11 protein-coding genes are annotated in these 12,672 nt (G+C 70.3%); 6 read left to right on the top strand and 5 right to left on the bottom strand.

Annotated features, from left to right (window positions below; all coding sequences use genetic code 11):
• The first annotated feature begins 177 nt into the window (after positions 1-177).
• Complete coding sequence (locus AC0T5L_RS17745) at positions 178-342, top strand: hypothetical protein (RefSeq protein WP_476166605.1); 165 nt, start codon at positions 178-180, stop codon at positions 340-342.
• A 570-nt stretch (positions 343-912) separates the two neighbouring features.
• Here the strand turns inward: AC0T5L_RS17745 and map are convergent.
• On the bottom strand, positions 913-1,695 hold the full coding sequence (gene map / locus AC0T5L_RS17740; RefSeq protein WP_476166604.1) for a type I methionyl aminopeptidase: 783 nt from the start codon (positions 1,693-1,695) through the stop codon (positions 913-915).
• A 66-nt stretch (positions 1,696-1,761) separates the two neighbouring features.
• On the opposite strand from map, the gene AC0T5L_RS17735 reads away from it, so the two are divergent.
• The gene (locus tag AC0T5L_RS17735) at positions 1,762-2,064 is read left to right on the top strand and encodes a helix-turn-helix domain-containing protein (RefSeq protein ID WP_476166603.1); all 303 of its coding nucleotides are present in this window, start codon (positions 1,762-1,764) and stop codon (positions 2,062-2,064) included.
• A gap of 451 nt (positions 2,065-2,515) precedes the next feature.
• Here the strand turns inward: AC0T5L_RS17735 and AC0T5L_RS17730 are convergent, their stop codons facing one another.
• Positions 2,516-3,307 carry an SAM-dependent methyltransferase gene (locus AC0T5L_RS17730; protein ID WP_476166602.1) on the bottom strand — a complete coding sequence of 264 codons (792 nt, stop codon included), beginning with the start codon at positions 3,305-3,307 and terminating at the stop codon, positions 2,516-2,518.
• A gap of 1,601 nt (positions 3,308-4,908) precedes the next feature.
• Positions 4,909-6,111 (bottom strand): MFS transporter, encoded by a 1,203-nt coding sequence (locus tag AC0T5L_RS17725; protein WP_476166601.1) that lies wholly within the window; start codon positions 6,109-6,111, stop codon positions 4,909-4,911.
• A 64-nt stretch (positions 6,112-6,175) separates the two neighbouring features.
• Here AC0T5L_RS17725 and AC0T5L_RS17720 point away from each other — a divergent pair, with 64 nt between their 5' ends.
• On the top strand, positions 6,176-6,580 hold the full coding sequence (locus AC0T5L_RS17720; protein WP_476166600.1) for a MerR family transcriptional regulator: 405 nt from the start codon (positions 6,176-6,178) through the stop codon (positions 6,578-6,580).
• A 389-nt stretch (positions 6,581-6,969) separates the two neighbouring features.
• Here the strand turns inward: AC0T5L_RS17720 and AC0T5L_RS17715 are convergent, their stop codons facing one another.
• Positions 6,970-8,145 (bottom strand): hypothetical protein, encoded by a 1,176-nt coding sequence (locus tag AC0T5L_RS17715; RefSeq protein WP_476166599.1) that lies wholly within the window; start codon positions 8,143-8,145, stop codon positions 6,970-6,972.
• Between the two features lie 423 nt (positions 8,146-8,568).
• Between AC0T5L_RS17715 and AC0T5L_RS17710 the strand changes: the two genes are divergently transcribed.
• Together AC0T5L_RS17710 and AC0T5L_RS17705 are read left to right on the top strand one after the other, a co-directional pair.
• Complete coding sequence (locus AC0T5L_RS17710) at positions 8,569-10,035, top strand: MFS transporter (RefSeq protein WP_476166598.1); 1,467 nt, start codon at positions 8,569-8,571, stop codon at positions 10,033-10,035.
• Positions 10,032-10,598, top strand: a complete 567-nt coding sequence (locus tag AC0T5L_RS17705) for a TetR/AcrR family transcriptional regulator (RefSeq protein WP_476166597.1) — start codon at positions 10,032-10,034, stop codon at positions 10,596-10,598. Before AC0T5L_RS17710 ends, AC0T5L_RS17705 begins: the two co-directional genes overlap by 4 nt.
• A gap of 26 nt (positions 10,599-10,624) precedes the next feature.
• On the opposite strand, the gene AC0T5L_RS17700 is transcribed toward AC0T5L_RS17705, so the two are convergent.
• On the bottom strand, positions 10,625-11,104 hold the full coding sequence (locus tag AC0T5L_RS17700) for a hypothetical protein (protein WP_476166596.1): 480 nt from the start codon (positions 11,102-11,104) through the stop codon (positions 10,625-10,627).
• Positions 11,105-11,359: 255 nt separating this feature from the next.
• On the opposite strand from AC0T5L_RS17700, the gene AC0T5L_RS17695 reads away from it, so the two are divergent.
• Complete coding sequence (locus AC0T5L_RS17695) at positions 11,360-12,628, top strand: PucR family transcriptional regulator (protein WP_476166595.1); 1,269 nt, start codon at positions 11,360-11,362, stop codon at positions 12,626-12,628.
• The last annotated feature ends 44 nt before the right edge of the window (positions 12,629-12,672 follow it).

The following is a 12,672-nucleotide window of genomic DNA, read 5'->3' as shown; positions in this document are numbered from 1 at the left end:
CAGGTCAGCTTCCCGCAACGCACGGGCAAGCCCTCGCGGTGGCCATGGCCCCGCTGCTGGGGCACTCTCGCGAACACAGAGAGTAAATACTCTGTCACCTTTTATCGCGAGGGGCATCGGTGCAGGTCACCGGGATAGAGGCCTCTGAGGACATGACCCACACACCGGAGGTTCTTCATGCGCAAGCTCGCCTCGTCCCTGGCGTTGGCCGCCGCCGTCCTGGTCGCGGGCGCCGCACCTGCCCACGCCCAGGACGACGACTTCCCTGTGGACGTCAACATCATCGCCATCCCATTGGTGGAGAACATCACCGACGCGCTTGGCTGGGATCCACCCGTGTAACCCGTACCGCTGACGGTTTCACACTGCCCTTCGGTCACGGCGCCGTAACCTTCCCTGCCCCCGCAACGAGTCGTTGCGGGGGCGGCTCCGGGTGGCTGTGGCGACGGCCACCCGGATCCACCGGCCACGCGCGTAGTCGCTCGGGTGTCGGCACAGGTATCCCTCGTCGGGTTCGCCGCCACGGCGGTGGCCGCCGTCCTTGCCGTGGCGGCGGGGGTCACACCAGCAGGACCAGGGCTCCTAGCGTGGCACCAGTCGCAGCCCCGGCAATGAGCGGCGCGGAAGGCCATGCCGCTCCGTCCGCCAGGCACAGCCCGGCGGGGAGTGTTCTCGCACCAGCATGCCAAGACGGGTCGTCCCGCTAAGGACGCGTTGGCTCAGGGTTTGTTCCAAGCGCCGGCAAGACCCACCCGTCGGCCATGGTGCGGTGGAAGCGCTCGACCTCGCCCTTGGTTTGCGGGCGGTACGGGCGAGTCCGCTTCGGCCTGTCCGGCGTCGACGCGCGATTCCTCCGGCCCCGGGATCGCCCAGCGAAGCGCCGGGAGCACAGGGGCAGGCGTGGCTCCGACCTCACGAATGCACCTGCTTCGGCAAGGTGAGGATTTCGGCGCCGTCGTCGGTGATAGCGATCGTGTGCTCACTGTGCGCTGTCCGGCAACCTGTCGCACTTCGGAGCGTCCACCCGTCGGCATCAGTGATGAGTTCAGCGGTGTCCGCCATGACCCACGGCTCCAGTGCCAGCAGCAGCCCAGGGCGCAGTCTGGGTCCACGGCCGGGTCGTCCGGTGTTCGGAACGTGCGGGTCCTGGTGCATCGTCGATCCGACGCCATGGCCTCCGAACTCGGTGTTGATCGGGTACCCCGCCCCGCTGAGGACCGAGCCGATGGCATGGGAGATGTCGCCGAGGCGGGCCCCGGGGCCGGCAGCGGCGATCCCTGCGTACAGTGCGCGTTCGGTCGCGCTGATCATCGCGACGCTCTCCGGGGGCTTCGATTCGCCCACGATGAAGCTGATGGCAGAGTCCGCGACGACTCCGCCTTTGGAGACGGCGAGGTCGAGTGTCAGCAGATCGCCGTCGGCAAGCGTGTAGTCGTACGGCTTTCCGTGGAGCACGGCGTCGTTGACGGCCGTGCAGATGTAGTGGCCGAACGGCCCGCGTCCGAAGGACGGCTCGTAGTCGACGTAACAGGACAGCGCTCCAGCCTCGACGATCATGGTCTCGGCCCACCGATCGATGTCCAGGAGGCTCGCGCCGACCGAGCTACGGCTCCTCAGCGTCTGCAAGATGTCAGCGACCAGGGCGCCTGCCTCCTTTGCCCGGGGCAGCTCGGTGGGGCTCAGGATCTCGATCATGCGGCGCCTTCCTCATGTGGCCAATAACTATACCGGCCATGCTATCCCGGTACTAGAATCGGAGCCATGGTCAGATTGCCGCTCACACTCGCAGAGGTCGAGCGCGGACAGCGCCTCGGCGCCCTGTTGCGTCGCGCCAGGGGAGAGCGCTCGATGCTCGAGACCGCGCTCGATGCACGCGTCTCACCGGAGACCCTCCGCAAGATAGAGTCGGGCCGCGTAGCGACCCCCGCCTTCCCGACCATCGCCGCGATCGCCGATGTCCTCGGCCTCTCCCTCGATGCGGTGTGGGCCGAGCTCAACCAGCCCGAACGTGGTGTTGAACCGACCAGCTCTGGTCACAGCGCACGTAAACGGCCGGCCTCGTAAGTCCCGATCCCGCAGCTGCGTCGGAGGCGCCGAGGAGAGGGAAAGCGCGGGCGCGGCTCTCAACCAACGTCCCCGGTCAGCACATCTAGGCCAGCAGCGGGACGGGGTCGAACCCGTACGACTCGCCCCCGCTCGCGCGGGGAGCACTGTCTTGCCCACCAGCATCACCGCGGGCCAGAGCTTCGGCTCTGGCCCTTCGCGTGTCCGGCGCCCCCGGACCGAAGCCGTCCGGGAGGCCCCCGAGCGAACCCCTCCGTGAGCCCGCTTTCACCGTTCCCACCACAGTGCACTACCAGGTGCACCGCTGCCGCGGCCAGGAGGGAGGTTGCTCCCAGTAGTACCAGGCAGCGAGCGCCTGCGCTGAGAACACCCGCGGCCAAGACGGCTCGCCAGGCCCGCACCGTGGGACGCGCGGACCTGGCGGCTTACACAGAGCCAGATCCAGGATCGATCAGGGTTTGCGCGCCATCCCGCAGTACTCGTCAGCGGCCGCGGGCAACCCACCACCGACGTCGACCCGAGAACTGCGCCATTCCAGAGCGGGCACCACTCCGGGCTCTATCAGGTCCAGTCCCGCGAAGTACTCGCTGATCTGCTCGGGTGAGCGCAGGATGTACGGCAGGGCGGCGTCGGCGTTCCACGCCTCCGCGGCCCGCCGCATCCCCTCGCTGGTATCGGTGCTGTCGGCGATCGCGAGGAAACTGCCCGAGGGCAGCCGTTCCATGTACGAGCGCACCAGGGCCACCGCGGTCTCGTGTGTCTGATGACCCAGGACGCCCAGCATCGTCAAGCCCACCGGACGGGTCAGGTCCAACGTCCGGGAGGCCGCCTCCAACACGGCCTCGGGTCGGTGCACGTCGGCGTCGACGTAGTCGGTGGCACCCTCCGCGGTACCGACGAGTAGGGCGCGGGCGTGCGCGAGCACCAACGGGTCGTTGTCCACGTAGACCACGCGCGCGGCCGGGTCCACGGCCTGCGCGATCTCGTGGGTGTTGTTGTGGGTGGGCAGCCCCGTACCCAGGTCCAGGAACTGGTCGATGCCTGCCTCATCAGCCAGATGGGTGACCGCGCGCAACAGGAAGGTGCGCTGGGCGCGCGCCACGTCGGCCATCTCCGGGAAATCCTTGAGGACGAGGTCGCCCAGGGCCCTGTCGGCCGGGTAGTTGTCCTTGCCTCCTAGCCAGTAGTTCCACACTCGGGCGGAATGGGGGATGGAAGTGTCGACGGGGGGTGGAGAGGTCATGGGAATCATGCTCCAAACGAGGGGTGGGGAGGGGCCACATCTCAGGTGTTCTGTGCTGAGCAGCGGAGAACGCGCTTCGCGGGGTACTCGCGATCGTGGTGTGGCACTGGCGGTGATTGTAGTACTGCGCTCTGCTCGGCAACGCCTCCCTGGCGTGCACGGCCTGAGGGTCAGCGGCTTTCGAAGCATCCGACACGATGGGGTCCTGAACTGCCGAAGTCTTCACCCCGAACGTCGGCACCGGCGTCCGCACACCGGTCGCGGACGCAGTGCGTACGCTCCTGGCCGCCGTACGGAACCCGCACATCAGCAGCTCATAGGCACCGGTCAGCGCGGAACTCGGCCAGGCGTGGATAATCCGCGACCAGGCCGTGGGAGGCAGCGACCGCGGCGTCGGCCGCCAACGACGCACCGGAACCGGCGGTCCCTTCCCGTTCCCGGGGGCGAGGCCGACGGCGGCGCCGGGAGGAAGACGGCGGAGGAGCACGCGAGGATGCTCGGGGGAAGCCACACATCGTCGCGGTCGATTCAAAGCAGCTTCATGGCGGCCTACTACGCCGTCGACGGAGGGATTCGCGCCACGGTCGGGCCCGGGGCCGCCGCCAAGGGCCGATGGTCCCTCCCGGCGCGTGCGCCGCCGTGTTCGGAAGGGTGGTAGGCGGTATCTCGTTCTGTGGACGTGCCACAGTGCGCATTCGCCGGCGGGTGACCTGAGCGGCACTCGTCGGCGGCCTGTCGTCGTCGGGCCTGCGCTACCCTCATCCCGTCTCCCCCCACACACGACCAGGTGGACGCATGATGCCCGAAGGCACGGCGCGCCCCGAGAACATCGAGGCCCCAGGGGGCCATGATCTGCCCGGGACACCGGTGTCCCGGCCGCTGGCACTGCTCGACGCCGGGCTCAACCGTCTGGGGCTGCGCGGACCCTTCTCCCGGGACCTCGTTCTGGGCGTGCTCGTCGCGCTGGTCTCGATCGGCGTGCTCATGTCGATACAGGTCATGGCCGTGTCGGCGGGAGCGGCGTTCGCGCCGACCGCCCCGACCGCCCCGGCCGCCGTCGCCGTCCTGGCGTGTGCGCAGTCGCTGGTGCTGTGCGTGCGCAGACGCACGCCTCTCCTGTGCCTGTCCGCCGTGGTTGCCGCCCAGGCCGGGATGTACGCGCTGCCGCCCGACGACGTCGCCTTCCAGGGGCTGGCGTCGTTCTTCGTGGCCTACACATGCGGATCCCTCCTCCCGCCGCGACGGCTGCTCTGGGTCCTCGTGGCTATCACGGCCGTGCTGGGCGTCTGCGGCTTCGTGTTCGCGCTGCCGCCGTTCGGGCAGGTCCGGGTTGGAGGTGAAGAGCTGGCCGAGCGAGACCAGGACGGTCGTGCCCTCGGTCCGCTTGCCGGGGTCCGGCCCGAGCGCCGGGTGACCGTGAGGCGGTGGGCCCGCTCAGGCTCCGGCTCGCGGCGCTGGGAGCGCGCAAGCCCACGATGGTGGGGCAGGCCGCCGACAGCGCGCGCACCACGGGGGCAGCGGGTCGGCGGCGGCTTCGGGCACCCTCGGGTACGTCACCGAGGGTGCCCGTCGAGCCCTGGCCGGTTGGCGCGCCTCGGTGCTCAGACGGCTGTTTCCACCCTCCTCGCGGGGAACCCGTGCGCCCGTGCGACCAGGACGACGAGCAGTACCGGCGCGAGGAGCAGGATGACGCTCCACGGAAAGGCGCTGAATCCGAGCACGCCGAGGAGGATGCCGCCGACGACTCCGCCGCCCGCCATGGCCACGTTCCAGAGGGTGACGAGCATGGCCTGCGCCGGATCGCCTCCGGCGTCGGTCGCCGCGGTCTGCAACAGCGTGGGGACACCGCCCCAGCCGAGCCCCCACAGGAACACCGCCGCGTAGACCATCACGGGGCTCTGCGCCAGCACTGTCAGGACCATGGCGGCCACACCGATCAGGATGATGCTCGTGACGGTCAGGAGGCGCAGCCCGCGGTCGATGTGTACGCCCACGACCAAGATGCTGACGAGGGAGGCCCCGCCGAAGAGCAGGAGCACGACACTGACGAATTCGCCCATGCCGACGCCCTCGAGGAAAGTGGCGATGTAGGTGTAGAGGATGGTGTGGGCCAGCACGTAGACCAGGGTGACGACGAGGACCGGCACCACGCCAGGAATGGTGAGGGCTCGCAGAACCGACGTTCGGTTCTCCGGCTTCCGCCCGGCGAAGTCGGGAGCGACCAGGGTGATCCAACCGATCACGACGAGCGCGAGCAGGGACATGACGGAGAAGGTGATGCGCCAGCCCACGAAATCGCCGACGAAGGACCCGACGGGCACGCCGAGGGACAGCGCGACCGGAATACCCGCCATGACGATCGCGATCGCCTTGCCCCGCAAATGCTCGGGAGCCAGGCGGCGCGCGTATCCGACGAGCATCGCCCAAGCCAGGCCGGCCGCCACTCCCGCGACGAAACGAGCCCCCATGATCAGGATGTAATCAGTCGAGAAAGCTGTGACGGTATTGGCCAGGGCGAAACCCGCCATCGTGACCACCAGCAGCCTCTTGCGCCGCCACCCCGCGGTGGCGGCGGTGAGCGGAATGGCGGTAAGAGCGGTTCCGATCGCGTAGATCGTCACCACCTGTCCCATCGCGGACTCGCTGACGCCCACGTCCGCGCTCATCGCGGGAAGCAGTCCGGCGGGCAGTGCCTCGGTCAGAACGGTGATGAAGACCGCCGTGGCCAGCGCCAGAAGAGAGGCCACGGGGAACTTCTGGCCCTTGGTGCCGTTCTCGGGTGAGTGTGTGCTTTCAGTCGGCATAGCCGCATACTGAAACCCTCACATTTATGTGAAGGTCAATCGCAACACGAATGGGGCAGGTCACATGCGCATCGGTGAATTGTCAGAACGCACTGGCGCCTCGCGCCGCCTGCTTCGCTACTACGAGGAGCAGGGACTGATCGCCTCCCAACGTTGCGCGAACGGCTACAGGAACTACGACGAGCGTTTCGTGGACCGGGTGACACAGATCAGGGGCCTGCTCGACGCGGGGCTTCCCACCAGGATCATCAAACAGATCCTTCCGTGCCTCGACAAGCCCCGGACGATCCACTTCTCCGACGCCACACCGGAGATGATCGCCACCCTGGAGCAGGAGCGCGATCGTATGACACGCCGCATCGAGTGTCTGGTCCGTAACAGGGACGCGGTGTCCGAGTACCTCGACGCGGTACGCAACAACCACTCCCACGAGGTGGCCGAGACCAGCGCGACGGCGGGTACCAGCTGAGCGGGCACCGCTCCCACGCCAGCGGTCGGGCCCCGCCGACCGGGGCTGGCCCGCGGCCCCGACCGGGCCTGGCCCTCATCGCCGCCTTCCGCCCCTGGGGAGTCGGCCCGTAAGACGGCATCGGCCTGGCCGGAGGCCGCGGGACCCGGCCCCTGGCGACGCGGCGGCACGGTTCCTGGACCACGGGTACCTCCAGCGGATCCGGCCCCACGGTTTGGACACCGACAGCGCCATGGCCGCGGTGACCGCCGCCGAGGAGACCAGCGGCGGGAACAGCAGCCGGGAGTCCACCGCGAACGGCGCCCCTCGGCGAGCCGCCTCGCGTCCCCGCGCCGCCGGCCCCGTGGCTGAGCGGGGACGGGCACGCTCTTCCGCCACCCGTCACGGCGTCACTCGGAGCCGTCCCGCCGGAGGACGTCCTCCTCGGAACTCCCGTCGAACCTGGTACGGCGCTCCCGTTCCCGTGCGCTGTAGGCGGCCTCGCGGACGGCCTCCTGGTCCTCGAAACTGGAGCCGAGTGCCCCGGCCACCGTCCCCAGGGAGCTGGCCAGCCAGGCGATGGCGACATAGCTGTCCAGTCCCGCGTGGCCGAGCGACGATTCCATGACGCTGCTGTCGATGACCACCAGGGCCTCCGTGAGCGTCACCCCGAGCAGCAGGAGGTACACGCACGCCACGCCGATCCCCACGGTGCAGACGGTGGAGACGTTGTACAGCACCGCCTCCTCCCGTGCCCGCATCGCCTCCGGGCTCTCCCACAGCCCGTTGTAGACGATGAGCCAGACCGTCATGGCCGCCAGCGCGAACACGCTGATCAGGGCCAGGCGCAACGGGCTGAGTGCGTCGGCGATGGACCACATCGAGTTGTAGAACACGCCGAAGGAGCCCGTCGCGGCGGCCGCGGCGAACGCGCTGGAGAGGCTGGGCACGAGTCGCCACGGCCGGTTGCTGCGCACCATGCCCAGCAGCAGGCGTGTACGTCCGCGCAGCCCGACCAGCACCAGGTGCTCGTCCATGTCGTACTCGGGCCCGACGTCGCGGACCGAGGAGACGCGTTCGGTGATGCGGTTCGCCGAGCGCGCAGACGCCTTCCTCTCCCCTCTACGCGGGTCCTCGTCGGTCATCCGCTCGACGAGGTGCACGACCCCCTGCCCCACGTGGGAGCGCATCCGTACCCAGCCCGTTGCGGGAAGGGAGAGCATCGCCGTCCTGTGCGTCCTGTTGAGGCTGAAGAGCAGCGGCCGGGTCCCCACGCGCCGGGGCAGGTCCGTCAGAGCGACCAGGTACTCCCATCCCTCCTCCGCCATCACGACACGGCCGATCGTGTTGAGGGGTACGTCGTCGTTCTCGTCGAGGACGAGCGGTTCGGAGCGTACGCCCACCCGCCACGGCACCGTGCTGTCGACCTTCTTGGACAGCACGTCGGCCAAATCGTCGGCCATCAGCTCCGCCACCTTGCTCGGCAGCCCCGGGTCCGCGAGAAAGCCGATGGTGATGCTCCGGCCGTCCTCGGGTCCGTCGTCCTTCGACACCGATACCACGCCCTGTCCCGCCGGGTCGGTCACGTCGTGAGTGGCTCACCGGCACGGCGTCTCCCGGGCGGGTACGCGGCCCGCGTATCCGAGCCCTTTCCACGCACCGTCACCGGCAGGGGTACCGACGCTCACGGACCGGCCGCTACCCAGGGGCGGCCCCGTTGACACAAGCGGGGACGGGGTCCCGGTGCTCGGCGGATCCGGCCGCACAAGAGGAGCGCCGGCAGCGCCACGGCGATGGTGTCCGCGGGTGACAAGGGTCCCAATCCGGGCAGAGGCTTTGACCCTCACGGGTGTAACAGTGTTTACTCCAAGGGGGTGAACGTCTGTTCACCCCCTTCGTGCGCCCCGCCCGAACAGCGTGAACGAGCGCGTCAGAGCGTGTGCGCGCACTCCCTTCCCGAACACCTCGCCCATGCGCGTCCCCCGGAACGCGCCACACCTGGAGGTCGAATGCCGTCCGTCCCACGCGTGCCCGCCTGGGCCACCACGGGAATCCTCACTCTGTGCGGACTGATCGTCTCGCTACAGCAGACGCTCGTCATCCCCCTGATGCCGGAGATGCCGCAGATCCTCGGCGTGTCCGCCGACGACGCATCCTGGCTGGTCACCGCCACACTGCTGACCGGTGCCGTGGCCACGCCGATCGTCTCCCGTATGGCCGACATGTACGGCAAGCGCAGGATGCTGCTCGTCTCCCTCTCCGTCATGACGGCGGGTTCGCTCATCGCGGCACTCGGCAGCGGCTTCCCACCACTGATCGTCGGTCGGGCCATGCAGGGGTTCGGCGCCTCCCTGATCCCGGTGGGGATCAGCATCCTGCGCGACGAGCTGCCCAGGGAGAAGCTCTCCGGGGGCGTCGCCCTGATGAGCGCCACACTCGGTATCGGCTCCGCTCTGGGACTACCGCTGTCCGGCGTGCTCTACGGCGCGTTCGGTTGGACCTCCCTCTTCTGGTCCACCGCGATCGTGGGGGCCGTGCTCATCATCGCCATCCGCCTGCTGATCAACGAGTCCGCGCAGCGCTCCTCCGGGCGCTTCGACATCGTCGGCGCGATCGTGCTCTCCGTCGTCCTCGTCGGCTTCCTTCTCGCGCTGTCCAAGGGGTCGTCATGGGGCTGGGCGAGCGGCCAGGTCATCGGCCTGACCGCGCTCTCCGCCGTCGCACTCGTGGTCTGGGTCCCCCTCCAGCTGCGGACCCGCGAGCCCATGGTGAACCTACGCACGGCCTTCCGGCGCCCGGTGCTGCTGACCAACGTGTCCTCGTACTTCGCCGGGTTCGCGATGTTCCTGAACGGCCTGGTCACCACCCAGGAGCTCCAGGTCCCCGCGGACACCGGGTACGGCCTGGCGCTGCCCGTGGTCACCGCCGGGCTGGCGATGGTGCCGGGCGGCCTGATGATGCTGTGCTTCTCGCCGGTCTCCAGCCGCATGCTCAACCGGTGGGGCGGGAAGCCGACCCTGCTGATCGGTGCGACGGTCATGGGCCTGACCTACCTGTGGCGGGTGTTCAACTCCGACACCGTCCTGAACGTGATGCTGGGCAACATGTTCGTCAGCGTCGGCACCGCCATCGCCTTCGCCGCCATGCCCACACTGGTCATGGCGGCCGTGCCCCGCAGCGAGACCGCCTCGGCGAACGGGCTCAACACCCTGGTCCGCTCGCTGGGTACCTCCAGCGGCAGTGCCGTGGTCGCGCTGATCTTCGCCTCCCTGACCGTGAGCGTGGAGGGAACGGTGTTCCCCGCCGGCGAGGCCATGGTCCTGATCCACTGGCTGGGCGTGGCGGTGGCCCTGGCCAGCGTGCTGGTGGGGGCGTTCATCCCGACCCGGGGGTACGGAGGCGACGAGGAGTACGGGACCATCGGCACGGCCTCCGGTCCCGGGCGCGCCAAGGAATCCGTGGGGGCGGAACCGTGACCAGACCCGACAGCCGCAGCACCATCATCGCCGCGGCGCGAGAGCTCTTCTCCGAGCACGGCTACAACGGGGTGACCATCCGCGACATCGCCGCCGCCGCGGGGGTCTCCCCCGCCCTGGTCATCAAGCACTACCGCAGCAAGGCCGAGCTCTTCAACGAGATGGGGCCGCACGAGGTCCCGCTCGCCGAACTGGGCCTGCCCCGCTCCGGCATCGGTCGCGCCCTGGTGCAGAAGGTCCTCACCCGGCGGGAGCACGGTATCCCCGACGGCTGGCTGATCGCCGCCGCCCACGTCCGCGAGTCACCCGAACCCGACCGCACCCGCGAGGAGACGCGCGGGAAGCTCCTGGACGGAGTCTCCGCCCTGATCGGGGACACCACCCCCGAACGCCGCTACGCCAGCGCCATCTCCTGCCAGATGCTCGGCCTGGCCGAGGGCGTCCGTGTCCTGGGCATGTTCCCCACCGGAGAGGTCTCCCGCGAGGAACTGCTGGGACTGTACGCCCCGATCGTCCAGCAGCAGGTCGACGCCTGTGCGCAGGCGTGCCCGGACGCGGGTTAGGGGTGCCTCCTTCGCGGGCCCGTCCGTCAGGCGCCGCCCAGGGAGGTGCCGGGCAGGCGGGTGGCGACCCACTGGTCGTCGGAGTCCCGGCGCAGCTCCAGGGGACCGTGGTCCTCGCCGGGATAGACCAGGGCGACCGTGGCGATGGAGGTGTCGCCCTCCAGGTCGGCACCCATGGTGACCTCGCCGGTTCCGATGCCGTCCCCGCCCTGGAGGGACTCGGCGTAGAGGGGGAAGGCCGTCGCGCAGTCGTCGGTCCCGTGCGCGTCCACCAGCACCCCCCGGGCGGCCTCGTCCATCAGCGCGCAACCCGCCTCACCGTCGGCTGCCTGGAGAGAGGCCACGAACCCCTCGGCGGCACGCACCGCCTCAGCTTCGGCCTCCCCGCCCGACGCGGCGTCGGCCCCCTGGTCCGCGGCCCCCTCGGGGGACGGCTCCCCCTCGGAGCAGGCCGTGACGGCCAGCAGCAGGGCCAAGGGCAGTGTGAACAGCGGAGACCGTCTCATCGGAGCGCCTTTCGGGGGTGGGGGTAGGGCGTCGTGCCTGCACCATTGTTACCGTATCCGCCCGGCCCGTGACCAGCGGTGTCCGAGAGGCGGTTGACGGGCGGCGGCGAGGCCGGGGTTGTCCGCGCCGCCGGGCTCTGGTGGTATGGGAACGCGGTCCCCGTCCCCCCGGGGGTCCGACCGGACTTTCTGGCGCACAGAGCACGCGCGGGCGTGCCACGGGCGGCTTCGCCGTGCGTCCGCGCCGGAGGTGACATGACGTATTCGCTGCGGGAGAGCCGTCGGACGGACCCGTTCGCGCGGATCCCTCCGGAGCTGGGCATCCGGCTGCGTCCGCTGGTGCCGCCGCTGGTGGAAGAGGCTCTGGAGGGCATCCGGCGCCGGGCGGAGGGCTACGCCACGCCCCTGGGGCCCGCCGACGTCGAGGGCCTGCGGCAAGTGATCGGCACGGGGGTGCACGCGTTCCTGGACCGGGTGGAGGACGGCGGCCGCTCCCCCGGGCACGTGGACGCACTGGCCGCCGAGTTCCGGGAATTCGGTGCCGGTGAGGCCCGGCACGGACGCACCCTGGAATGCCTTCACGCGGGGATGCGCACGGCGGCGGCCGTGGCATGGCGACGGCTGGCCGACGCGGACGCGCTCACCCGCGACCACATGGCGGTGCTGGGAGAGGCGATCTTCGCGTTCCAGGAGGAGATCTCGACCGCCGCGGGCGAGGGGCACGCGCAGGTGCGCGGTGCTGGTGTGGACGCGCTGCGCCGCCGCCGGGCGCGGCTGCTGGAGGTGCTGCTGGCCGGGGCGGGCGCGGAGCAGGAGGCACGGTCGGTACCGGCGCTGGCACGGGCGGCTCGGTGGCGGTTACCCGAACGGGTGGCGGTGGCCCTGCTGTACCGGGGGGCGGCTGGTGCGGCGGTGGACGGGACGGCGGACGCACTGGCGCCGACGGGCGCGGGCTCCACCGCGCCCGCGCTGCCCTCGGACGTGCTGGTGGCTCCGGGCCGGGCGGAGCCGTACGCGCTGGTACCCGATCCTGAGGGCCCGGGACGGCTGCGGTCGTTGGAGCGCTCGCTGCGCGGTGCGTGCGCGGTACTGGGGCCGAGTGTCCCGCTGGGTCAGGCGCCGGTGTCGCTGGCGCGCGCCCGGGACCTGGTGGAGCTGGTACGGGCGGGCGTGGTGTCGGGCGAGGGCGTGGTGCGGTGGCACGACCACCTGCCCGCGCTGCTGCTGGCGCAGGACACCGGCCTGGTCGCGGAGATGGCGCGGTCCCGGCTGGCCCCGCTGGAGCGGCTGCGCCCGCCGCAGCGGGAACGGATGGCCGACACGCTGCTGGCCTGGCTGGAGTCGGGGTTGAACGCCAGCGAGGCGGCGGAGCGGCTGCACATCCACCCGCAGACGGTGCGTTACCGGATGCGCCAGCTGGAGGAACTGTTCGGCGCCCGGCTGAACGACTCCCGTGAGCGCTTCGAACTGGAACTGGTGCTGCGGGCGCGCCGCTTGCTGGGCCCCGTGGAGGAGGACGGATAGGAAGCGACGGAGAACCCGGTTCCCGCCGGGAGGGCCCCGGCGGG

The organism is Nocardiopsis sp. TRM 82005 (assembly GCF_056312425.1).
This window is presented reverse-complemented; position numbering and strand designations above follow the sequence as displayed.